The organism is Nostoc parmelioides FACHB-3921 (genome assembly GCF_014696625.1).
In the GTDB taxonomy this organism is placed as follows: domain Bacteria; phylum Cyanobacteriota; class Cyanobacteriia; order Cyanobacteriales; family Nostocaceae; genus Trichormus; species Trichormus parmelioides.
Map to the genome: position 1 here is coordinate 1 of NZ_JACJQL010000086.1, position 21,902 is coordinate 21,902.

General features: G+C 39.7%; 21 protein-coding genes. 7 read left to right on the forward strand and 14 right to left on the reverse strand.

Going from position 1 to position 21,902, the window contains the following annotated elements:
* Positions 1-509: 509 nt before the first annotated feature.
* The gene (locus H6G14_RS29295; RefSeq protein ID WP_190572038.1) at positions 510-941 is read left to right on the forward strand and encodes a hypothetical protein; all 432 of its coding nucleotides are present in this window, start codon (positions 510-512) and stop codon (positions 939-941) included.
* A gap of 26 nt (positions 942-967) precedes the next feature.
* Here the strand turns inward: H6G14_RS29295 and H6G14_RS29300 are convergent, their stop codons facing one another.
* The 5 genes from H6G14_RS29300 to ndhC form a co-directional block, all read right to left on the reverse strand.
* The gene (locus H6G14_RS29300; protein WP_190572041.1) at positions 968-2,839 is read right to left on the reverse strand and encodes a tetratricopeptide repeat protein; all 1,872 of its coding nucleotides are present in this window, start codon (positions 2,837-2,839) and stop codon (positions 968-970) included.
* Positions 2,829-4,121 carry an ATP-binding protein gene (locus H6G14_RS29305; protein WP_190572043.1) on the reverse strand — a complete coding sequence of 431 codons (1,293 nt, stop codon included), beginning with the start codon at positions 4,119-4,121 and terminating at the stop codon, positions 2,829-2,831. Before H6G14_RS29305 ends, H6G14_RS29300 begins: the two co-directional genes overlap by 11 nt.
* Before the next feature lie 179 nt (positions 4,122-4,300).
* Positions 4,301-4,828, reverse strand: coding sequence for an NAD(P)H-quinone oxidoreductase subunit J (locus H6G14_RS29310; RefSeq protein WP_190572045.1), 528 nt, complete (start codon positions 4,826-4,828; stop codon positions 4,301-4,303).
* A complete protein-coding gene (locus H6G14_RS29315) occupies positions 4,821-5,558 on the reverse strand; it encodes an NADH dehydrogenase subunit K (RefSeq protein ID WP_011318659.1) in 738 nt (245 codons plus the stop codon). The genes H6G14_RS29310 and H6G14_RS29315 overlap by 8 nt, the downstream gene beginning before the upstream one ends.
* Entirely contained in the window at positions 5,549-5,911 is a 363-nt protein-coding gene (gene ndhC, locus H6G14_RS29320) for a photosynthetic/respiratory NAD(P)H-quinone oxidoreductase subunit C (protein WP_010997983.1), read from the reverse strand. Before ndhC ends, H6G14_RS29315 begins: the two co-directional genes overlap by 10 nt.
* 195 nt (positions 5,912-6,106) lie before the next feature.
* Here ndhC and H6G14_RS29325 point away from each other — a divergent pair, with 195 nt between their 5' ends.
* The 6 genes from H6G14_RS29325 to H6G14_RS29350 all read left to right on the forward strand — a co-directional run bounded on the left by H6G14_RS29325 (position 6,107) and on the right by H6G14_RS29350 (position 8,441).
* Positions 6,107-6,442, forward strand: a complete 336-nt coding sequence (locus H6G14_RS29325; protein WP_190572048.1) for a rubredoxin — start codon at positions 6,107-6,109, stop codon at positions 6,440-6,442.
* A gap of 146 nt (positions 6,443-6,588) precedes the next feature.
* The gene (locus tag H6G14_RS29330; protein ID WP_190572050.1) at positions 6,589-7,608 is read left to right on the forward strand and encodes a photosynthesis system II assembly factor Ycf48; all 1,020 of its coding nucleotides are present in this window, start codon (positions 6,589-6,591) and stop codon (positions 7,606-7,608) included.
* Between the two features lie 105 nt (positions 7,609-7,713).
* Positions 7,714-7,962: a cytochrome b559 subunit alpha gene (gene psbE / locus H6G14_RS29335; RefSeq protein WP_010997986.1), complete on the forward strand. Its 249-nt coding sequence runs from the start codon at positions 7,714-7,716 to the stop codon at positions 7,960-7,962.
* A gap of 9 nt (positions 7,963-7,971) precedes the next feature.
* Positions 7,972-8,109 (forward strand): cytochrome b559 subunit beta, encoded by a 138-nt coding sequence (gene psbF / locus H6G14_RS29340; RefSeq protein WP_011318656.1) that lies wholly within the window; start codon positions 7,972-7,974, stop codon positions 8,107-8,109.
* A gap of 20 nt (positions 8,110-8,129) precedes the next feature.
* Positions 8,130-8,249, forward strand: coding sequence for a photosystem II reaction center protein PsbL (locus tag H6G14_RS29345; protein WP_010997988.1), 120 nt, complete (start codon positions 8,130-8,132; stop codon positions 8,247-8,249).
* A 69-nt stretch (positions 8,250-8,318) separates the two neighbouring features.
* Positions 8,319-8,441: a photosystem II reaction center protein J gene (locus tag H6G14_RS29350; protein WP_104009905.1), complete on the forward strand. Its 123-nt coding sequence runs from the start codon at positions 8,319-8,321 to the stop codon at positions 8,439-8,441.
* A gap of 265 nt (positions 8,442-8,706) precedes the next feature.
* Here the strand turns inward: H6G14_RS29350 and H6G14_RS29355 are convergent, their stop codons facing one another.
* The 9 genes from H6G14_RS29355 to H6G14_RS29395 form a co-directional block, all read right to left on the reverse strand.
* Positions 8,707-8,847 (reverse strand): photosystem I reaction center subunit VIII, encoded by a 141-nt coding sequence (locus H6G14_RS29355; protein ID WP_190572052.1) that lies wholly within the window; start codon positions 8,845-8,847, stop codon positions 8,707-8,709.
* Between the two features lie 109 nt (positions 8,848-8,956).
* Positions 8,957-11,560 (reverse strand): hypothetical protein, encoded by a 2,604-nt coding sequence (locus H6G14_RS29360; RefSeq protein WP_190572054.1) that lies wholly within the window; start codon positions 11,558-11,560, stop codon positions 8,957-8,959.
* A gap of 191 nt (positions 11,561-11,751) precedes the next feature.
* Complete coding sequence (locus tag H6G14_RS29365) at positions 11,752-12,399, reverse strand: OmpA/MotB family protein (protein WP_190572056.1); 648 nt, start codon at positions 12,397-12,399, stop codon at positions 11,752-11,754.
* A 44-nt stretch (positions 12,400-12,443) separates the two neighbouring features.
* Complete coding sequence (locus H6G14_RS29370) at positions 12,444-14,018, reverse strand: MotA/TolQ/ExbB proton channel family protein (RefSeq protein WP_190572058.1); 1,575 nt, start codon at positions 14,016-14,018, stop codon at positions 12,444-12,446.
* Positions 14,019-14,318: 300 nt separating this feature from the next.
* The gene (locus H6G14_RS29375; protein WP_190572061.1) at positions 14,319-17,576 is read right to left on the reverse strand and encodes a tubulin-like doman-containing protein; all 3,258 of its coding nucleotides are present in this window, start codon (positions 17,574-17,576) and stop codon (positions 14,319-14,321) included.
* An 18-nt stretch (positions 17,577-17,594) separates the two neighbouring features.
* Complete coding sequence (locus H6G14_RS29380) at positions 17,595-18,740, reverse strand: VWA domain-containing protein (protein WP_190572063.1); 1,146 nt, start codon at positions 18,738-18,740, stop codon at positions 17,595-17,597.
* Positions 18,741-19,194: 454 nt separating this feature from the next.
* Positions 19,195-19,443: a hypothetical protein gene (locus H6G14_RS29385; protein WP_190572065.1), complete on the reverse strand. Its 249-nt coding sequence runs from the start codon at positions 19,441-19,443 to the stop codon at positions 19,195-19,197.
* Positions 19,444-19,445: 2 nt separating this feature from the next.
* The gene (locus H6G14_RS29390) at positions 19,446-20,291 is read right to left on the reverse strand and encodes a hypothetical protein (RefSeq protein WP_190572066.1); all 846 of its coding nucleotides are present in this window, start codon (positions 20,289-20,291) and stop codon (positions 19,446-19,448) included.
* A gap of 164 nt (positions 20,292-20,455) precedes the next feature.
* Complete coding sequence (locus tag H6G14_RS29395; protein WP_190572067.1) at positions 20,456-21,232, reverse strand: RNA polymerase sigma factor SigF; 777 nt, start codon at positions 21,230-21,232, stop codon at positions 20,456-20,458.
* Positions 21,233-21,902 lie beyond the last annotated feature (670 nt).

Here is a 21,902-nt window from a genome sequence, read left to right on the forward strand (position 1 = left end):
AATCTTTCGAGTAGCCAGTGATAGATTTCGTCTAGCTCGACATCGTTATAGTCACGTGATAAAGACGGTATGTGGATTAGTTAGGTTACATCTCAATGCTTCATTTAAGTAAGTCGATGCAATAAAACCAAACTATGTAAAGAAAAGTAAATAAGGCTCAAACGCTTTCTCCCCCTGCTCCCTGCTCCCTGCCCCCTGCCTTATTCCAACAATAATTATTTACACCGACCTACTTATACTAAACCATGATATTTAAATAATTCGCTTGAACATTTACTTTTTTAGAAAGCTATGTTTTGAGAAACTTTTGATATTTTTCAGATTTTCATCCTTAAACCGTGATTTTTACGTTCAGCAATGATAACTATCTTATCTCAGTTATATCTCCTATAATCCCTTCACAGTAAGCTTTTTATCTTTTGTAGACAAGTCTAATGATGGCAAAAAATATGCTGGGGAACGCTTGAAACAAGCTGTAGAATATTTTATCTGTTTGCACCTGGATATAATTGCTAATTTCGTTCTTACAACTCCATCATTCCACTTGTGAACACGAAACTTCAAGCTTAAAACTGGAGCGATCGCCTCCAAAAACCCATCATTCCAAGTCAGAACACAAAACTTTGAGTAAAAAGGGTGAGCGATCGCCTTCACAACTCCACCATTCCACCTCAAAACACGAAACTTCGAGTAAAAAGAGTGAGCGATCGCCTTCAAAACTCCACTATTTCACCTCAGAACCAGAAACTTTGAGTAAAAAGAGTGAGCGATCACCTCCACAACTCCACTATTTCACCTCAGAACAAAAACATTCTCATGTAAAACAGGAATGTTTTCATTTAGAACAAGAACATTCTCACTTGAAACGGGAACGTTCTTATTTGAAACATGAAACTTCAAGTTCAGAACCTGAAACTTGGAGACAAAAGCTTGATCGATGAGGTTATAGACTTAAATTCTACTGTTCTCATTGGAGAGAATTGCGTAAATCTGCTAAATTTTTACGCACAGTCACAGTATGAGGATGATTGTCTCCCAGCAGGCGTTCCCTGAGTTCTAAAGCTTGGAGAAAAAGGGGTTCGGCTTGGTCGTATTTTCCTTGGCATTCGTAGAGTAATGCCAAGTTGTTGAGGCTGGTAGCAACCAAGGGGTGTTCGTCTCCCAGCCAGCGTTTATCGAGTTCCAATGCTTTTATAGAAAATTCTTCTGCTTCCTTGTAGCGACCCTGCATCCTATACATGGAACCTAACGCGGATATAGTATCTGCTACAAGAGGGTGATCTTCTGTCAGTAGATACTGTTTGAGCTTTAAGGCTTTCACAAATAATTCTTCTGCTTCGCTATAACGTTCTTGCGCTATATATATTAGAGCTAAATTATGTATATCTGTTGCTAGATTCGGATGATTTTCTCCTAAAGCCTCTTTATCTATTTTTATCGTTTGTAATGCTAAAGGTTCGGCATCAGCGTAGCGCCCTTGGTAGTAGTAGAGTCCTGCCAAGTTGTGGAGGCTGGTGGCGACATCGGGATGATTGTCTCCCAGCAGGCGTTGTCTGAGTTCTAAAGCTTGGAGATACAGGGGTTCGGCTTGGTCGTACTTTCCTTGGGAAGAGTAGAGTCCTGCCAAGTTGTTGAGGCTTTCGGCGACATCGGGATGATTGTCTCCCAGCAGGCGTTGTCTGAGTTCTAAAGCTTGGAGATACAGGGGTTCGGCTTGGTCGTACTTTCCTTGGGAAGAGTAGAGTCCTGCCAAGTTGTTGAGGCTTTCGGCGACATCGGGATGATTGTCTCCCAGCAGGCGTTGTCTGAGTTCTAAAGCTTGGAGATACAGGGGTTCGGCTTGGTCGTACTTTCCTTGGAAAGAGTAGAGTCCTGCCAAGTTGTTGAGGCTTTCGGCGACATCGGGATGATTGTCTCCCAGCAGGCGTTGTCTGAGTTCTAAAGCTTGGAGATACAGGGATTCGGCTTGGTCGTACTTTCTTTGGGAATCGTAGAGTCCTGCCAAGTTGTGGAGGCTGGTGGTTAATTCTTTCTCTAAATCTAACTGTTGTTGCAGTTCCACAGCCTTACTTAAATACTCAATTCCTAATTCCTGCTCTTTTTTATAATCCTGACACTCACCACGATTGAGTCTTTTTCTATAAATATCCCCTAATGTAAAGTACAAAGTCGCTAAAGTTGTATCTTTAACACCTCGCTTTTCGGTATCTTGAATAAACCTTTGTAAATCTTCTATGGGTAATAAATAATCATTATCATCATCAAAACTTGAAAACTCATTATCACTGAAAGCAAAACGAATCGGCTCTAATTCTCTACCAGAAATAGTATTTTTCCTTCTAGACACAAACCGAAAAACACCATTGCGCCAACTCCAAAAATCAGGTGCTTTCTTTCTCAAATCACCCAATATTTGATTAGTCACCCAGAGAACTATAGCAAAAGGAAATTCCCTTAACCCCTCCCTAGTCCACTGCAAGTAACCGAAAAAAATCTCTTGTTCTGAACGTTCCTTGCCCAGCTTGAGAAAATAAAGCTGTTCTGCACCAGTTACAGTAATAAGTGCTGGATTATGTTGCTCCAAATATTCTTCTCTTTCCACCAATTGAGCAACAGCAGACCTCAAACTCGGTTCACCCCGCGCCAATGTCACCCGATAGCAACGAATTTCCGGCTGTAATTCTGCTTCATACTGACCAATGATCTCATCCCGGAAACTAGCATCATCACAAACGGCAATTAGCAAATTTAACCGATGTGCTTTAGCTTCAATAGAAACCATTAAATCATCATAAGCATCTCGATTTTCTGCATCTGCTAATAAGTCTTCATTCACCATTAATTAACCCCCTGCGTCTCAGAGTTTCTACAAGAATGGGGTGAACATCATACCAAGTTTCATCATTACGATATTCCAAAATATACAACCCATGCAGTAATTCTAAAAACTCCTGTTGCTGCACATCTTCAGGCTCGAACTGCTCATAAGTAGTTTTCAAAATCTCAAAATCATCCCTTCCAAGACGCATAGAAAGATCATTACGAATTTGCTTAATAGCTTCGTCTATAATCGGGTCATCAATAACAATTTTTTCTCCCGGTTTCTGCCTGATAAGTCGCAAACAAATGCGACAACACACATTACCCAGACGAATTAATTCACGCAGCACTCCGCCACTGTAAACAACAATCTTCTCTGCGGCTGATCTGTCTATTAATTCACTAGGAATACGTTTTTGTAAGATTTCACATAAAATATTTTTGGCTTCACTTCGAGGCTGGGCATCAGGCAAGCGATTGTTACCCTTAGCAAAAATCTTAATAACAGGCATCACCACAGTTTGATAATTAGTTTCTGCACCAATAAGCGGCCAGAGAAAAGTGTCACACATTACCGAAATAGGGATAGTATAGATAATCCGAAAATTAGGTTGAAACAGAGCTTTAATATTATCTCGATAAATATCATTAACTCTTCCTAAATCTAGTTTATCTAAATCATCAATGATGACTATAACTTCTTGTTTAGTAGCAAATTGAATCAATGCGGCGATTTCATTAATTCGGGCAACTAAATCTGATATTTTTCGTTCAAATTCCTGTGTAATTTCCTCTCTAACTTTTGCGTCAGCCTTTAATTGAGCTTTCAGGAAAGTGAGCAAATTAACACTCGCTTCAATCCCACCTCCCAACTCTGCCTCTGTAGTCCGAGTACGAGTTGCAAACCATCCATAGAGTTGGTCTTTAGTAGTTTGAGGAATTTGTACTTTGCGTGCCTCTGCCTCATACATTAAATTAAGAGCGATCGCAAACAGAATATTGACATGATTAACAGCCGACATTTCAATAGTGTCAGCAATAGAAAATAAAACTACAAAAAAATTATCCTGAACTTGTCTACTAAATTCAGCCAATAAAGAAGACTTTCCACATCCCCGATGTCCAGTAAATACAAACTTGCCATCACCATTCGGACTATCTTCAACTAATTGCCGCAAATCTGCTATTAAATCATCACCATAATCTACACGAAACTGCTCCATTAATTTCTCTCCCATCAATGGAAACAATTCGAGATTGCTATAAGCTTCCTGAAAAGATTTTAATAATTCTTTAGACATAAACTATGGCAACATAACATTTTTCATACTTACTTATATCATCACTCATCCAGATCCCACTAAAAGATATCATCTCTCTCCATCCTAACCATTCCCAAAAACATTACCCCTCTCCGCCGCCGGAAAGGGGTTAAAGATGAGACATGAAAATTCTCACAAGCTGACACTTAGTACTCAGCCTAATAAGCGTCCTGTAACTCGTAGAAATCAGGCGAAATGTAATCCTTCCGCAAAGGCCAGCCTACCCAATCTTCTGGCATCAAAATGCGTTTCAAATTGGGGTGTCCTTCGTAGATAATGCCGAACATATCGTAAGATTCGCGTTCTTGCCAGTCTGCGGTTTTCCAAATCCAGTAAACTGAGGGTACTGTAGGATTTTCTCGTGGTAAGAAAACTTTTACCCGCACCTCTTCCGGTCTATCAGCATTGTCACCCACTTTCACCAAGTGATACACGCTAACTAAATCCTGTCCTGGGCCGAGGTCAATACCGCCTTGAAACTGAAGATAATTAAACCCGTAAGCATACAGGGCTGTAGCAATGGGAAGCAGAAAATCTGGCTCCACTTTAATTATCTCAACACCGTTCTTGTCGGCTGCTAACGATTCATGAGCAAAGCCATTTTCCGTTAGCCACTGAGAAGTCGGGCCAGATGGAACTATAGCCTCTGCTGCTGCGGGTACTGGTTTTAATTCTTCATCAGCCACGTTTTTGTTCCTCCTTCTGTGTTTGTGATGTCAGCAGCGCTGGGGGAACAGGAAGACCGATCGCTTCTGTCAATTCTTTTGGTGGGTTGAAGCGAGTCTCAGACTGCATATACTTACCAGTTAAGATTTCTGCCACTGGCTTCAGGTTATGAGTCGTGCTGTAGAAACGGTGGGTTTGCCGAATCAGACTCCGTTCCTGCATAGAATCGTTAGCAATCTTCTTCCGCAGCTTAATAATTGCGTCGATAATCGCTTCTGGACGGGGAGGACAACCAGGTAAGTAGACATCCACAGGAATTAACTTGTCAACGCCACGCACAGCTGTAGGTGAATCGACACTGAACATCCCCCCTGTAATTGTGCAAGCACCCATCGCAATTACATACTTAGGTTCGGGCATTTGTTCATAAAGACGCACCAATTGAGGAGCCATCTTCATGGTAATTGTGCCGGCTGTGATAATCAAATCGGCTTGACGGGGACTGGAACGGGGAATTAACCCGAAGCGGTCAAAGTCAAAACGGGAACCAATTAGGGCTGCGAACTCAATAAAGCAGCAAGCCGTACCAAATAACAACGGCCACAGACTCGAAAGCCTAGCCCAGTTGTAGAGGTCATCAACCGTGGTCAAAATAACGTTTTCCGAAAGGTCTTGAGTGACAGTAGGACGTTCAATGGGGTTGATGATGCGCTCTTTGTCCTGAGTAGTTAAATCAGAATTCAAGACCATTCCAATGCTCCTTTACGCCATGCGTAAACTAGGGCGACTACAAGAATTGCAATAAAAATCAGCGCTTCAATGAATGCCAATAGCCCCAGACGGTGAAAAGCAACTGCCCAAGGATATAAGAATACAGTCTCCACATCAAAGACGACAAAGACTAGGGCAAACATATAGTAGCGGATATTGAACTGAATCCAGGCTCCACCAATTGGTTCCATCCCAGATTCATAAGTGGTGCGGCGTTCCAGGCTGTTACCAGTTGGTCGTAGAAGCTTGGACGCGGAAAGCGCTAATGCAGGAACTAGGCTACAGATAATGAGAAAGCCTAGAAGGTACTCGTAACCGCTAAGGACAAACACAATGAATATCTACCGCTTATGGTGTAAATAAGGCTGTTACTTTATTTCACATTATATCTTCTTATCTTTTCTGAAATCTTCGCAACAAACGCATTTCGGGTATTTGATTCGTTTCTATGATTGATAGAAAAGTCTAACGGGTATGTCATAATTTTTAACGTATATTTAATATTTCTTTTCTGCGAGACTTTCACCATGAGCGAACAAGCTGTTGAAAATACAGTGTTAGACCGCTTTGAGTGTCGCTCCTGCGGTTATGTTTACGAACCTGAGAAGGGTGACAATAAGCATGACATTGCGCCAGAGACACCATTTGCCGAACTGCCAGTCAATTGGCGCTGTCCAGTTTGTACAGCGAAAAAGGCAGCTTTCACGAACATCGGCCCGGCGGGTACAGCCTCCGGTTTCAGAGAAAATCTCGGTTATGGTTTAGGTGTTAATCAGCTCACCCCAGCACAAAAAAATATCCTTATTTTTGGTGCTTTAGCTTTGGGATTCTTGTTCTTTATCAGTCTTTATGGCTTGCAGTAATGCTGGAGACAGGGGTTTAGGGGTGTAAGGGTGTAGGGGTATAAAAATTAGTATTTTTTTACTCAGCACTCATTAATCTTTCAATCTGCTTAAGGTAAACCTTCTAGAGAAACCTTACACAAATTCAGAAACAAATAAAGAAATCGATGGTTATTGTGAAAAGTTGGCAAAAAGTATTTGCTTTGTTGGTGGTCTTACTCTTGTGTATTGGTTGTAGTAAGGTTCCCTCTACCAGCTACAACCCTTGGGCAGTGGTTTCTTTGCCAACAGAGGCCAAATTACTGGATCTTGCTTTTACAGAAAATCCTCAGCATGGTTTTTTAGTAGGTAGTAATGCCACATTGCTAGAAACCAATGATGGTGGTAACAATTGGCAGCCCCTAAATTTGGCGCTGGATGATGATAGATACCGTTTTGACTCAGTAAGTTTCGCTGGCAAAGAAGGCTGGATTGCCGGTGAACCTTCTTTGCTATTACACACCACGGATGAAGGTCGTTCTTGGTCACGTATTCCCTTGAGTGAGAAACTTCCTGGTAATCCCATTGCTATCCAAGCTTTGGGAACAGACATAGCTGAGATGGCTACAGATGTAGGTGCTATCTATAAAACTACTGATGGTGGAAAAAATTGGAAAGCTCAAGTAGATGCTGCTGTAGGGGTAGTGCGGAACTTGGAACGTTCTGCGGACGGTAGGTATGTTGCTGTTTCTGCAAAGGGTAGCTTCTACTCCACTTGGGAACCAGGACAAAATGCTTGGGTTCCCCATAACCGGAATAGTTCTCGCCGTGTAGAAAATATGGGATTTTCACAGGATGGGCTGTGGTTACTCGCTAGAGGTGGTCAGGTACAATTTAGCGACCCAGCTAAACCTGATGAGTGGTTAGATGCCCAAACTCCTGAACTGGCCACCAGTTGGGGTTTATTGGATATGGCCTATCGCACACCAAACGAAGTTTGGATTGGCGGCGGTAGTGGTAACTTATTGGTAAGTACTGATGGCGGCAAAACCTGGGAAAAAGACCGGGATGTAGAAGAAGTGGCAGCTAATTTTTACAAAGTTGTCTTTCTCAAGCCGGATCAGGGATTTGTGATCGGCGATCGCGGTGTTTTACTAAAATATCAACCAGAGGCAGCAAAAACTGCCACAACAGAACCAGCTGCTTAGGTAGTTTTCCTAACTTTTATGAGAAGAAAGTTGCAACTTGTAACTCTTTCTTAACTTTGTAGGATAATAAACTCAATAACAATCTTTGTGAAGGTGGGAATCTAAATGTCAGGGACTACTGGAGAACGTCCGTTTTCCGATATCGTCACCAGTATTCGTTACTGGGTAATTCACAGCATCACCATTCCAGCATTATTTATTGCTGGTTGGTTATTTGTCAGCACCGGGCTGGCTTATGATGTGTTTGGCACTCCTCGTCCTGATGAGTATTACACACAAGCACGGCAAGAACTGCCAATTGTGAACAATCGTTTTGAAGCGAAAAAACAAGTTGAACAACTTATCCAAAAGTAGTTTGAAATCATGACTAGCGGGAACAACATCAATCAACCGGTTACCTATCCTATTTTTACGGTGAGATGGCTTGCAGTTCACACACTGGCAGTGCCTACCGTATTCTTTTTGGGCGCGATCGCCTCAATGCAGTTTATTCAACGCTAGTTCCACACTAGGAGTGAATCATGGAAAGAACGCCCAATCCTAATAATCAACCGGTAGAACTTAACCGGACTTCGCTTTACCTGGGACTATTACTAGTTTTCGTTCTAGGTATTCTATTCTCCAGTTACTTCTTTAACTAACTGGAACTTTTGTTTTGAATTTTCATTTATTCAACCTGTGTTGATTTGTTGTTAAGGGAGGAGAAAGCTGTGTCTGCTGGAAGTGGGAGAATTCCCCTGTGGGTCGTCGCTACGATCGCAGGTTTAGGTGTAATTACGGTTGTAGGCATCTTCTTCTATGGAGCCTACGCTGGACTTGGTTCTTCAATATAATTTAGTCTGAGTTTTCTAGCTTTTGTTTAGAAAACCGCATTAAAAAACCGCCTGTCTCCAAAAGATAGGCGGTATTCTGTTTTGTGAACTTAAGCCAATTAGTTGAACGTTTGATAACAGGCAATAGGTAAAATTTGGTAACAAGTAACTAAAAATAAATTATTACTCATTACCCATTATCTATTACCCATTACCAGTTCTTAAATTGATGACTAACAACTTAAGTTAGTATCAAATTACATATTACCCGTTACGTCTGCCTGCATTAAGCAACATCTTCGCCTTCAATGTATAAAAATAGAAACGAGAAGATGGCAATTGGTACAACCCAACCAATTACGGGAACGAAGATAGAGGACAAGAAAGAAGCGTCAGCCAAGATAGAAGGCAAAAATGCAGTTGCCATAGTAAAGTTTCCTCTTAAATCACACTACAATTCAAGACGAGCTTACTGCAAATTCAGTCAATTTTTTTAAATTCTCAAGATTTTTAACACAGCCCCATGCAGATGGTATTTACATACCAAGTAAGTCATTTAGGCTCACATTAGGCAAATCCGGAGGAATTACAGTCTTCACTATTGTGACCTTGTGACTCTCCTGCTGCGTAGCTGTATTAAGAGCGATCGCTTCTATCCGAATCTCCATACAGCCAAAAGGAATATTGATTTGAGTCATCGCTTCCAAATTACCTGAGGAGTTCTGTAACAACTCTTTTATTAGGTGAGGCCCATCCAACAACCAGCGAGTTTGACAGTCTTCCATCCACAATTTAACTACAACTTGTGGGGATACTTGTGGCAACTCTACTCGCATCCTTACCAAAGTACCAGCAATCAGTTCCCCATCTGGTACATACAGTTGGGGAATCGGTAAGGGTTCCAGAATTTCCTGGGAAGCGTCAATTGTATTTGCGATTTCTTGCTGCTCGGTTTTTGGTAATTGATTCTTGTTTGTCTGCAATTCCGGCTCACTGTCGCTGTCATCCACAACAAATTCTTGAGCTAACCAACTTGATGCTGTGTAAGTAGGTTCTGTAGTTGGTAATTCGACTTGTAACACCAATGATTCTGGAGAGATATTTTCTATCTCCACAGATATCTGATTTTCTGTTACCTCTGGTGTGGTTAAATCTGTTTCTACCGCCTCTGCTAGCAAATCTGAGAGAGAAGTATCTTCAAACTCTGGAATTTCAGGATTCAGGGAAATGATAGCTGATTCTTCGGTTGGGTTCTGCTCCTGGGGGAAATCATCTTCAGGAAAGGAGTATCCTTGACGCTCCATCCATTTGCGAATTAAAGGCGATGAATAGGGAAGAGATGGAGCAATGGATATTGCTGATACATTTTCATCAATGAACTCTGTTAGAGGCTCTGCTGCTGATTCTGTTGTCGAGGTGTCAGTGTCTAAAGTCTCAATGACTTCTGCTATTGGTGGAGACTCTAGCTCTTCCTCAACTGCATCATGAACTTCTATATCACTCAGCACATCTTCTAGACTAGTTTCCGGCTCAGTAATTGAGTTATCAACCTGTGGTAATTCCTCTACAACGGATGCGATTAATTCTTCAGCAATTTGGCTTGTTTTTACTTCACTGCTGCTAGGCTCGGCGGGTAAGCGCTTTAAGTATGGTAAAGTACTGCCCAAAATTCGTGAGGGACGGGCTTTGATGAGCAATTGATCCAAGTTGATGGGAGCAGGAGCTTGGGGGACAGTTGTGTCATTCTGTTCCAAGGGAGGAAGTTCTGAGGTCACTTCTGTCGCTAAATCAGATGGAGCGATGCCATCAGTGGGATTATCGGGTAATTTTGGTAATTGTGGTAAACGGAAATCGGCTGATTTATTTAACGATTGCGGTTCAATTTGCCCTGGTAAAGGCGCGTTTACAGATGGAATAGTTGACTGTAATTTTCTTGGAGATGATGTTTTAACTAGGTTAAACAGTTCCAAATCCAAACTTGTAGGGGTTTCAGCCGTGGATATTCCCGACATGATGTCATTTTGCTCATCTACAGGGCTAGTCTTAACCGCATTTTTAACCGCCAGCAAATCAGCGACATCTGCCGTAATTGTGAAAGAATGGCTAGCCAGTAAGGTCACTTCTCCAGGATTAGCTTTAGCCTCCGGTATGGCGTAGCTCATCACCCCATACAATTTGATATCTGCCAAAATTAGCTTAGATTCACAGTCAGCAGGAATATCTATTACGGAACGGATAGTGATGGGTAATGATTTTTCTCCTAGAGATTGACGCAATTGAGTTAATATTCCTGAACTTAGAGGCGATCGCAACTCAATGCGGAGTTCCAAAGCCTGGAGGTTTTCTGTCTTATCTGTCTTATCTGCCTGTTCTAGATTCTTTTGTAACGCTACATTTCCATGAATAGTTAATAAATGTCCCCAGCGAGTAATGTATGTTTCTCGATCCAGTGTCAGCAATAGGGGTAGGGATGGTTCCGACGTTGGCGAATCGTCGATCTTTGTTTCTTCTAATAAAAGTTCAGAAGTGGGTAACGCTAAGTCAATTAAATTTTGTAAAATTTGCTCTGCCGTTTCGCCTTTAACCCAAACTGGACTTACAGGCTCATCAATTGCTGTATTTTCTCGGTCTAGGGACAAACCAGTACTGAGAAAGTAACTCTCGTTCGTAATTGTTAGTTCTGTTCCAGAATTTGATGTCAAATTTTCATCAGATACTGAGTCTGGCTGATGAAATGAATCGATTTCTAAGGTATTTTCTATCTCTAATTCTTGCTCTACCTCATCTGCGTCCTGAGAATTTACTTGCAGATGAACACCATATTGCCAAGATTTACCAAGAATATCTGATATCAAGTCGCCAGAGCAGCGCAATTCCCAAATACCCGGCTTGAGGTATGTGAAAGGAATTACCGCCATTAACCCTTCGGAATTGGTGCGGCGCAATCGTTTTTGAATCCGCCGCTTTGGCGGCACTTCCTGGGGAGAGAAGTAAGTTACGCGTACTTCTACATCTTGATTGGGAAGGCTAGAACGAGCTAAAACTCTATACCGACCCTCTAAGATTTCTGTGTTTGGCGATTCCAAGGCGTGCCAAGAGCGATCGCCTTGCTTCTGAATCAGAAATTGCCAGTGTTCCATTGTGAGTGATGCCCAGACTGAAGAGCAGCTGAGTAGTAGTTTGCGTTATTTTTCTTGCAAGTTTACCTCAGCAATCTGTAATTTCATGAATGTAATATAATGTTTCGATTCAAAAACTGTAAAGAACTCCGGCTGAATAATAATTTTATTTAAGAGCGCAATTCTTAACTGTCAAGTTATAAAGCTGATATTTACTTGACTTCTCGCACCTTACCCAGTCGAGTGAAGCGAATTTCAATGCGTCGCCGTGTCTGATCATCTTGACGAGCGATCGCCGCAACTTCACCACTTGGTAAAATCATTTGTGCCGCAGAATACCCTCGAAACGATAGCTTTGACAATTTACCCTGCTTTCTCTGGACATCACGTAGCACTTTGACTACTGCCAAGGCACGCATCAATCCCAAGTCGGCGTTAGAACCAGCACGAAGATTAACTATAGGTAATTCGCCGTTAACTACTTTTTCTAAATTTTGGTCTAAGTTACTTACTACATTACCATTAGGTTGTCCATCAGTATGACCAATTATTTCAACAACATTAATATTATATTGCTTGGTTCTAGCCTCTATTTCTGGTACTATTCGCCTCAAAATGTAGGTTAACATTTTAGGGGGAATTTCTGCACTACCTGAGGCAAATCGATAAGCACCTTCATCTTTAATCAGAATGATTGGTGGTGCATCAGTATTCTGTTTTTGTTGTGATAAAGACGATGTAACGATATTTAACAATAAAAACAGAATTGCCATGAGAAAGGCATTAGACATTAAATCGGTAAAAGCCTGCCAAACGTTCAGTTCTTCATTATATTCTTTATGCCTTGAAGTACGAGCCATAAGAGTTTTATTTACCGGAACGAACTAATTTTGTGAATTACATTTCAAGAATGGTCATTACTTAAATTTACATCTTTATAAACCAAGGTATTATTATTGATATTATTCAATTTGTTCATTGCTTCTATCAGGCGATCGTCTACTTTTTCATGTTCTACACATAAAGCATTATTACTGTTCTGTAACGAATGTATTTCCTTGATTAATGTATTCAATTGAAAATTTATCTGCTTGATTAATTCTTCAAAATTACTAACTAAGCTCTTAACTGATTGATGATTATCATCTAACTTTTTGGATACATTCGATAAACCAGAATTAGATTTTTCTGTATATTGATTTAGAGATACTAATAATTCCCCTAAAACAACTTCCACCGTTTTGAAACTATCTGCTTTATCCTCAAATTTTTCCTCTAATTTCCCCAGCTTGTTAATCGCTCTAGAGAAACTAGTAGCTCCTTGCTTTAATTGCGGTATTATCTCTGTCAACGCATCTTGATTAGATTGATGTAAATCAAACACTTGTAAAGATGTTTGATTAACTTTTTGAATATCTAGTCCTATTTTGATTAATTCTTGGTTACAACCTTTAACCTCACTCAGTACTGTTGCAAAAGATTTAACCGTATCCGCCAGACTTGTAGCCGACTGCGAAAATTTTAACTGTATGCTACTCAAATCTGCTGTAGCTGCTGACAACTGCTGAGGAAACTGGCTTCTTTCAAAAATTTCCGCAGATTGTTTAAATATTTGCGATTTTGCGTTCAATTCTTCAATTGTATGATCAAATTTACTAGCGGCAGTAGATATAGTACCAGCTGCTTGATAAAAGCTTTCATATACTTGCTTGGCTAAATCAGAGGCTTCTTTATTTCCTTGAGCAATTTGTTTAGCTACATTACCAAGGGATTGTTCCACTGCATCCCGAACCGTAGAACCAAATCGTGTTAAAAACTCATCTTGCTGGGATACCATTCGATTGACTATTTTATCGAGACGAGTATCACCTTGGATTTCTGGTTGATAAATATTATCTAGATAATCTTCAAGACTACTGATAAGTCTATATTTAGCAAAACCCGTATTTTTTAGCCAGTTAAATACGGTTAATATACTACTAAAAAAAAGTCCTGTTAAACTAGTTACGAAAGCAATACTCATACCTTCTAATGGCTTGTTCAATGCAGAAACTAAGTCATTGACATTATTAGCATTATTTTGATTTATCGTTTGACTGATTTCTGATAAATTACTTGTAATTCCCAAGAAAGTGCCAAGCAAACCAAAGGCTAAAAGTAAATTAGGAAGAATTCGACACCAGTATTCAATTTGTTCACAGGTAAATCCGTTAACTTTTTCTCGGCTATAAACTTGGTCTATTAATGCTACAGTATTAACCTGATCTAAGTTATTACTAGCCTGCTGAAACCTCGATTCTAATTCTTCTAATATTTTTGGCTGTTGTCCTCGTGACTGTCTATTAATTAACCTTCTAACTTTATCTTCTAGAGATACTAGATGTTGATAAAGCTTGAACCGTAAAAAAATAGTAATTATCGATGGTATAACAACTAAAATAACGGTGATAAAAGTTAAGTAAGGTGGGATGGGTGGCATAACAGTAATTGTAAGTTTGTCAAGACATATTTACAGCTTTTCCTACTCTGCTGATGGGAAAATTTATCTCTGTATATCCTCCTATATCTGAGATTATCGTAAATTCAAGGGTTTAAGACCCCTACGTCTACACGTAGTATCAGTTGAGTTGGGGTTTAAATCCCCGACTCCAACTGTCTTTAATTTTGAATTTTGTTGGCGCAGCCTTCCCGCAGGGTATTTTGAATTTTGAATTTTGAATTGTTAATTTTTGGCTGTTGTTGTTCAGGTAGAAATTGCTATAAGAATATATTAAAGATTCTAAAGGGGATATTGAGCAAAAATCCTTTGTTTTTCACGCTCGTATTCATCTTGAGTAATAAAATCTTCATCCAAATCTTGTTTCAAGCGCTCTAATTCTAAGCGCCGTCTGACTCTATTATCAGTAGTATCAACAGGCATATCCACGACTATTTCACCAGCAATAGCTGTTTGCATTGATGTATTATTATTTGGTGCAAAAGTGCGACTTTGAGATATGCTAAATCGCTCATTCATTTTTCTCCGAAAGCGATTAATAATTCCTTCTTTAACTGTGGGGTCTGTGCTAGAGGAAGTTCCTACTACTGCGAGTTTGTAGGGATAATTGGGACTATCTTCTGGTAAATCATCTACCGCCTGCACAAATTGCCTTAATTTTGGTAAATACTGATTTTCCCAAAGTTCTGGTTGTCCAGAAATTAGAGAAATTTCTCGCTCTAAAAGCTGTAGCAAAGCCTCAGTCATGTCGTTGCGGTTAGCTAATTCTTCCAAGGCTTGACTCCACTCTGGACTCAAAGTAGCAGTATTGTAACTATCACGCAATGAATCATAATATTGAAATTCTAATTGTTGATTTTCTTGGTTTTCCTTGAGCAACCTAAAGGCCAAACAAGGATAGAAGACATCTTCCAGTTTTTCCATTGCGATCGCATCTGGGGGGATAATATCTGGAAATGCTACTTGATAATCGTTATGTAGAAAGGATGTGGCAGAATTTTGTTCACGTAGATAGGGGTTCCTCATCCTATCCAGACTACTAATTAGCCTGAGAGGAAAACCAGCATATTCATTGACAATTAAAATCTCATCTTCAGATTGCGTCGCTTTTATCACACTGGATTCGATACCTAAATCTTGTGCTAATAAAGTTTTAAACTGTCGTACCTCCAATTCATCCTTATCCTTAAACCCAATTAATTTACTACTTTTCGCCGGGTCTTCACGGAAATAAGGGTCACTTAAATTCAGTCTCAGCAGAGGTTCAGCTTCTTGCATCACTTGCGCTAACCGAGTCGAACGTGCTGCTAAAGGATATTTTTGCATGAAACGCTTAATCACAGAGTTGACAATATTAGTAACGCGAGAAGCAAATAAACTGTCAACCTTTAGGTCAATTTCTGTTTGTAGCTGTTCTGGCGTAGTTCTTTCTCTATCTATAAAACTTGCCAAAGATTGTCCCCTTCCAGCAGGTTCCGTAATTTCAGAACTAGCTAATACCAGTTGTCTGCGAAGATCATCTTCTGGCAACATAGTTTGATAACAGCGATCAATATCTTCACTATCAAATATAGCTTCCCCACTCATTTCATCAAAGTTTAACTGTCTTAAATCACTATCTTGCTTCTCATAGAAAGTTTGTATATTTTCAATGACTCTACTAAAAGCAGTAACTTGCTTTCCCCTCTCCTGAACGTGTTTTTGTAATTCATTGACTATTTTTAAAGCTTCTTGAAAGACAGTAAAATCAAAGTTATGTTTAATGATTTTGCAGACTTCTTGCACTACTCTTTTAACTTCACTTTGCACTTGGCTATTCTTAGTATTAATGATAGGAATACCAATTTTATGCTCAATATCTTCAATCGTTTGATCGGCATCACGCCATTTTTTATCAATATCCTCCACGCGTTTCATCCCACCAAAATCAGTAATTGCTTCTTGCAGGTTGAATTGATAGTTATGTAGCTCATGTTGCAAAGCATCTAGCCAATCACGACTGCTTTTAATAGAAAAAATAGGCTCACTAGGCGTGAGTAACTGAATTAAATAATCGTCAATATTAGTCTTTAGTTCCTTGGTGATATTTGGAGAAGACTGGAGCAGTTTTGTCAGCCAAATACCTCGGATATTTTCTGTTTCTCCCGGCTGCACTTTCCGAAATTGCTCTCGAAACTCCCTTGGTAGCTGTTGACGAATGCCGTTACGATCATCTTTATTCTGACACTCAGCAATTGACCGCTCTAATTTACTTCTCCAGGTACTAATATTGCTACTAAAATTCTTATTTGTATCTTCTACTGATTCTGCTATTTTCGTAGTTAAGCCATCTTTTTTTGCTAAGTCATTATGCCAACGAGATTGAATCAGAAATTGATCCAGCAGTTTCTGAGGATCTGGACTTTGACCTTTGCCATTTAACCAAAACTTTACTAATGCTAAACTAACCCTTGTTAAGGCAATTTCCACGATAGTATCACGGGGAAAATAAATCGCCGCTAACCCAAATGTTAAATACCTCTGACCATTGGGACGTGGATGTTTATCCCACTGAATTATATGTTGGAGAAAATTATCTCTATGCCCTTTAATTACAGGTGCTAACTCACCGGAAAAATCGAGAGCTATCTTATGAGCGATCACATTACATAACTTACCTTGATCAAGAATTTGATATTCGCCTCCTGTCTGATGAGAAACTAAATAAGTGTAGTCAAAAGGCGGACGCTTTTCTTGGAGAAATTCTAGATTTTGAATATCATAACAGGCTGCAAATTTTGTCCCTGGAGTACTGTAATAATTTAACTCTTTCAAAGCAGCATAAGTATTAGCACTCATATTAGGAGTATTACCATATAATTCTGGACTAATCACTAAGTAGCTGACAATTTGAGCGCCTTGTTCACCATAAAGATGTCTGAGACTATAAGCAACATCCAAAAACATACCGCTCCCTGTACCACCACACAGAGAACCAATCACAAAAATATTCAATCCTGGTTCAACTCTCAACCCCTTTCTCAGCAATAAAGCATCATGTCCCCTAGTAAGTCTTTCTGCGGTTTCAATCGCTGTTTTTATCTTTTGATAATTATGAAAAAAAGCTAGTCTCCCTACAGGTCTAATTCCTTTTGCACCTTCTTCCACGGCTTTAATATTTCGCAATAGTTGGGGAGGAAACCATCTAGCAATATGGTCGTAGGGGCCGTAACGAGTATATTCTGAACGCCTTTCTAGTCCTTCCACAAACATCGTTACTTCCTTGGCGGACATAGTAGCGCTAACTTTTTCGGCTTCTCGAAAACTGAGATCAACACCATGATAAGTACTTCCTGTACGAATGCCAGTAACTTGTGTTGCAGCTTTATCAGTATCGAGATGAACAAAACTCACAATTGGCAGATTGCTTAAATCTCCATAACGGTCAACAATTAACCGTCTAATTCGCATCAAAACATCTCGTCCAGTACCACCTAAACCAATACAAATTGTGCGGTTAATCCCACGATATTGCAGTTCATTTGCACTTACTTGACTCATTTGATGCAACCTCTAATCCTACTTATTAAGTTTAATATTTATTTCGTATTCACCTTGGCGGACATCTGGGCAATTTAAACGAAACCGGGAACTAGATATCAAAGTCCGTGATGTAATTTCTCGACCTTGATAATAAATTGGTGCTGAGTTAGTTGGTACTAAATAAAGCTTTTCACCTTTGCGCTCCAAATATGCTCTAACTTCTACACCTGGACAATCAATAGAATCTACACAAGTCGAGTCATATTCACCAATAGCAATGCGTTTGTTATTAGGTAATCGGCATTTCTGGTCTTCTGGTTTGGCTGTAGCTTCAAAATCTACTATTAATTCCCATTTTTTCTGTAATCGATAAAACTTCCTAGCCGTTACCAATAAACTAAATGATATTAACAGCACAATTAATCCAGGTAGCCATAATTGTCTAGTTAAATAAGGATTAACTAGACAAGTTTCTTCTCCCCCTGGTGCTGGTGTGCAAAATTCCTGTACAGTGGGAAGAATATCGACAACAGTGAGTTTATATTCTTTATTGTCCTGAGTAATAATTGACCGCGATCGCACTTGTAATGGCAACGCTTTCATCCAAGCCTGTCGCTGTTGACTTTCTGGCGATTTTGCTACCCGAAAAGGACTGTCAGCAGGAGTCTCCACCCATACTTGTGAAGTAATGCCTGGTTGGGTAAATAAAGGCGCATCACTAATCCAAACTACTGACTGTGGTTTAATTGGTTGCTGCTTTTGCAGACGATTTTGATTAACTTGAGCAATACCTTGATAAATAATTAATTCTGCTCTTTGAATATCTGTACCATAGCGATTGGGATCAGAAACAAAAGGTATTTTATTTAATACTTTGTCTATATCCGCTTTACTTTTACTACTAAAATTTATGGGTGTTCCCAACTGATTGACACCGGATGTCCCTTCACCTAAGACTACATCCCTAGCAAAAGGAACAACGTATACAGAATCTCCAGGCTTGAGACTATCTTCCACTATTTGCCGTAGGCGAATACGACCTTCATCATTCAAACCCACGCTTTCGGTCATATCAATTGCCAAAACGACATCTCGTCCGTTACCAAAAACGGACACCAGATTTAAACCGATTTTTTGTGTAAAACTAAGCGGTTGTCCAGGGGGAATTGGTGTAATTGTCACAAGCAGGGCAGCCTATCAGATAACATATCAGAGCCGCATAAATACCTGAAAAATACAGTTTTTATTAATTTAGTTTATATAAGTATATTAAAGCGTACAAAGTATAGTCTAGTTACCTCTACTGACATTAACTTTTACGGAAAAAATAATTTCCGCATTACTGAGGTACGGCAATTTTCATACATGGTGACTTGAGCAAAATCTATGCACGTTTATGTGTTTATTATAACTGGGCAATGGGAGGCTACTTTTAAAGAAATGTAAATTATAGGAAATTAAACAGACTGATTGAAGCGCATAACTAAAGCCCCCAACAGCAACTCAAACAGAGAACCACCGGGGGAAACAGAATATACAGATTATCTTCCACAAAGATAATCAAAGGCTGACAAAACCTCAGTCAAACATCTAAGATGAAAAAATCCAGTACTGTCACATGACTCATCAAGCCAAGTCAACATAGACTATAACGATTTCTATAGTGTGTCAAAATCTGCTGCACGCGTTGCCGGCTCTCAGCATTAGCAGTTGCTTTCCAAGCAATACACAAGCCATCAATTTGACTTTGATAATAATCAAACTGTTGGGATGATTGGGGAATTAAACTGACTTCTACACCTTCGACTTGACGTAGATGAGCTGCTATCTCTCGATAGACAGCTAATGGTAAACCAGCAAATTCGACTTTCTCTTTCGTCTCCATCTTTATGAGGCTCCAACAGCAGGAAGATTAGTAGTAGGTGTTACAACTGAAACCGGACTACCAGTAGGGCTTGTGCTTCCTGGTATAGTTCCAACAGGCGCTTCACCCACCATTCTGGCAACTTCAATACCATATTGTTCCAGAATTACGATCGGATTGGAACCTGCATTCATTTCTATTCGTTTCACCAACAGACCATTTGCTAGTCTTTGTCCTGCTTGCACGTAACGACTGGCGATTTCGTTAGGTATTTTAATGATGGCTTGGGGTTCTCTACCCACTATCACTACACCAGTAACCACAACTGCTTTAGCTAAATCAGGTTGTGCCGGTGGTGGTAATACTGAAACTAAAGTCGGATTGGGGACGACTTGAGGTAAAACTTTAGGCAAAACCGGCATTAAACTAGGGCGTGATTTTGCTATCAGTGTTTTCTTGTTTGTAGTTGAATTTGCATTGTTTTTCACATTTACCCTTTTTGGCGTAGTACCAGGGGGTAGAGGTGGTAAAGAGGGAACTATTTTAGCAGGTGTATTTGCTGGCATTTCGGCAATTGGCTGTCCGATAATTTGAGCAAAGGGGTCAATCCGTCCTTTAGAAACTAAATTTGCCCGTTCAGTACCATTGGTCAATTGAATCAGATTAGGAGACCCAGAGGCAACCTTTACAGACGCATTAGGAGACACCACCGGATTATTAAAGGATTCAGCCTTAACTGGCGCTTTCGCTACAGGCGCAGCCGTTGGGGGAGGACTAGGATTAGCAACTGGTGGTGTCTCTTCCGAGGCACATCCGGCGATCGCCACGGTTACAATGCTTGCAAGTAAAATTTTAGATTTTCTGCCCATTAGCCGTTCTCTAACGCTTCAGGAAACTGTTATTGATAAAAGACAAAATACCTGATTGTATTTCAGGCATTGTTGTCGTTTCCTTTATAACCTAATTTTTTGGATTTAAAGAGTTGTTTTTGACACTAATAATTCCGAATAAATGCTGATGACTTAATGGAACTTTAATCGTCTGCCACGCACATAAGATGCTTTAGCAAGTCCAACCCTTTTTTGACTCTCCTGGAAACTGTGACGACACTAATTCCTAAGTGTTCTGCCACCTGTTTCTGCGTCAAGTCTTGTAAAAACACACACTCTAAAACTTCACGAGTGCGTTGCTCTAACTGAAACAAGGCTTGTTGTAAACGAATCTGGTCTTCTTGCGCCAACTGAAAACTGCGGTAGTGATGATCAGGAACCAATTCTCCCAAGCTAGTTGCTCCTTCTTCACCATCTTGAACTGGTACATCTAAACTCAAAGGAGCGCGATTCACCCATGCTAATTTGATTTCCTGCCATTCATCTGGGGAAATTGCCAATGCTGTTGCCAATTCTGAGTCGGTTGGTTGGCGGTTGTATTGTTCCCGCAAAGAACGCGAAACTCCTATTGCTCGCTGTTGTATTGCCAAGTAGCGACGAGGAATTCTTACTGTTACACCTTTATCACGGAGGTAGTGCTGAATTTCGCCACGAATATAAGGAATGGCAAAGGAGCTAAAAGCGTGACCTTTAGCAATTTCAAATCTTTCAATCGCTCTGATTAAACCCAAACAACCAACCTGAACTAAATCATCATAGTTTTCACGACATTGATTCATCCAGTAGTGAGCTTCTTTCCTCACTAATCCAAGATTCAGTTTTACTAGTTGATTACGAACAGTTTCTGATCGAGATTGCTGATATTCTCGTAACAACTGCCAAATTTCGTACTTCAATTCGTTGGTAGCTGTTGTAGGCATAGCACCGCATTTATTAAGTAAATAATTATTTGAGTAATCGCTTTTAAATAAGGCTGCGATTAAGCGCTATCAACGCAAATATTAAATTATTTGCTCTGTGAAAATTTTGATTAATTCACAGTTGGTGTTATCAAAATGTCAAGAGACCGAAAATCAAACAGAATTTAAATTAACGAGAATTGCATCGTGTCTTTATTTCTTTTTGTATTTTCTGGAGCTTTATCAGAGCTACATACAGACAAAATATAGAATTTTGAGTTAAAATTGGAACCGAAATTTTACCTAACTTTCTTAATAAGTATTCAGGCTGAAATTTTCATATATCTTGAGTAACACGAAGACTGAAATTCTCAGTGTATTTACTATTGCTTGGTTAAAACTTTATGTAAACTTTAGAATAAGTAATTAAAAAATCGTCAATTGAGCTACTTATAAAGATTTTTGTAGAACATTTGGGTTTAATCAGTGCAGCACTTAAAAAATTAATTAATACTGAAATAAAATTAAGAAAGTTTATTATTTTTTTATAAAAAACTCACTATCGTACAAACTTGCCCAATGATCACTCGTGAGGGGTTAGATTAAAGTGTATTTTGTCAATGAGCTAAAATACTTAAACTTATCTAAATAAAAATGATAATCATGTGGTGGGGAGGGGGAGGAGGCGAGC

Excerpts from the sequence above, each read along its gene's own strand:
- H6G14_RS29375 (WP_190572061.1), bottom strand. The coding sequence starts at position 17,576 with ATGAGTCAAGTAAGTGCAAATGAACTGCAATATCGTGGGATTAACCGC.
- H6G14_RS29390 (WP_190572066.1), bottom strand. The coding sequence starts at position 20,291 with ATGGGCAGAAAATCTAAAATTTTACTTGCAAGCATTGTAACCGTGGCG.
- psbE (WP_010997986.1), top strand. The coding sequence starts at position 7,714 with ATGTCAGGGACTACTGGAGAACGTCCGTTTTCCGATATCGTCACCAGT.
- H6G14_RS29370 (WP_190572058.1), bottom strand. The coding sequence starts at position 14,018 with ATGCCACCCATCCCACCTTACTTAACTTTTATCACCGTTATTTTAGTT.
- psbF (WP_011318656.1), top strand. The coding sequence starts at position 7,972 with ATGACTAGCGGGAACAACATCAATCAACCGGTTACCTATCCTATTTTT.
- H6G14_RS29315 (WP_011318659.1), bottom strand. The coding sequence starts at position 5,558 with ATGGTCTTGAATTCTGATTTAACTACTCAGGACAAAGAGCGCATCATC.
- H6G14_RS29325 (WP_190572048.1), top strand. The coding sequence starts at position 6,107 with ATGAGCGAACAAGCTGTTGAAAATACAGTGTTAGACCGCTTTGAGTGT.
- H6G14_RS29345 (WP_010997988.1), top strand. The coding sequence starts at position 8,130 with ATGGAAAGAACGCCCAATCCTAATAATCAACCGGTAGAACTTAACCGG.
- H6G14_RS29300 (WP_190572041.1), bottom strand. The coding sequence starts at position 2,839 with ATGGTGAATGAAGACTTATTAGCAGATGCAGAAAATCGAGATGCTTAT.
- H6G14_RS29395 (WP_190572067.1), bottom strand. The coding sequence starts at position 21,232 with ATGCCTACAACAGCTACCAACGAATTGAAGTACGAAATTTGGCAGTTG.
- H6G14_RS29305 (WP_190572043.1), bottom strand. The coding sequence starts at position 4,121 with ATGTCTAAAGAATTATTAAAATCTTTTCAGGAAGCTTATAGCAATCTC.
- H6G14_RS29365 (WP_190572056.1), bottom strand. The coding sequence starts at position 12,399 with ATGGCTCGTACTTCAAGGCATAAAGAATATAATGAAGAACTGAACGTT.
- H6G14_RS29355 (WP_190572052.1), bottom strand. The coding sequence starts at position 8,847 with ATGGCAACTGCATTTTTGCCTTCTATCTTGGCTGACGCTTCTTTCTTG.
- H6G14_RS29385 (WP_190572065.1), bottom strand. The coding sequence starts at position 19,443 with ATGGAGACGAAAGAGAAAGTCGAATTTGCTGGTTTACCATTAGCTGTC.
- H6G14_RS29330 (WP_190572050.1), top strand. The coding sequence starts at position 6,589 with ATGGTTATTGTGAAAAGTTGGCAAAAAGTATTTGCTTTGTTGGTGGTC.
- H6G14_RS29360 (WP_190572054.1), bottom strand. The coding sequence starts at position 11,560 with ATGGAACACTGGCAATTTCTGATTCAGAAGCAAGGCGATCGCTCTTGG.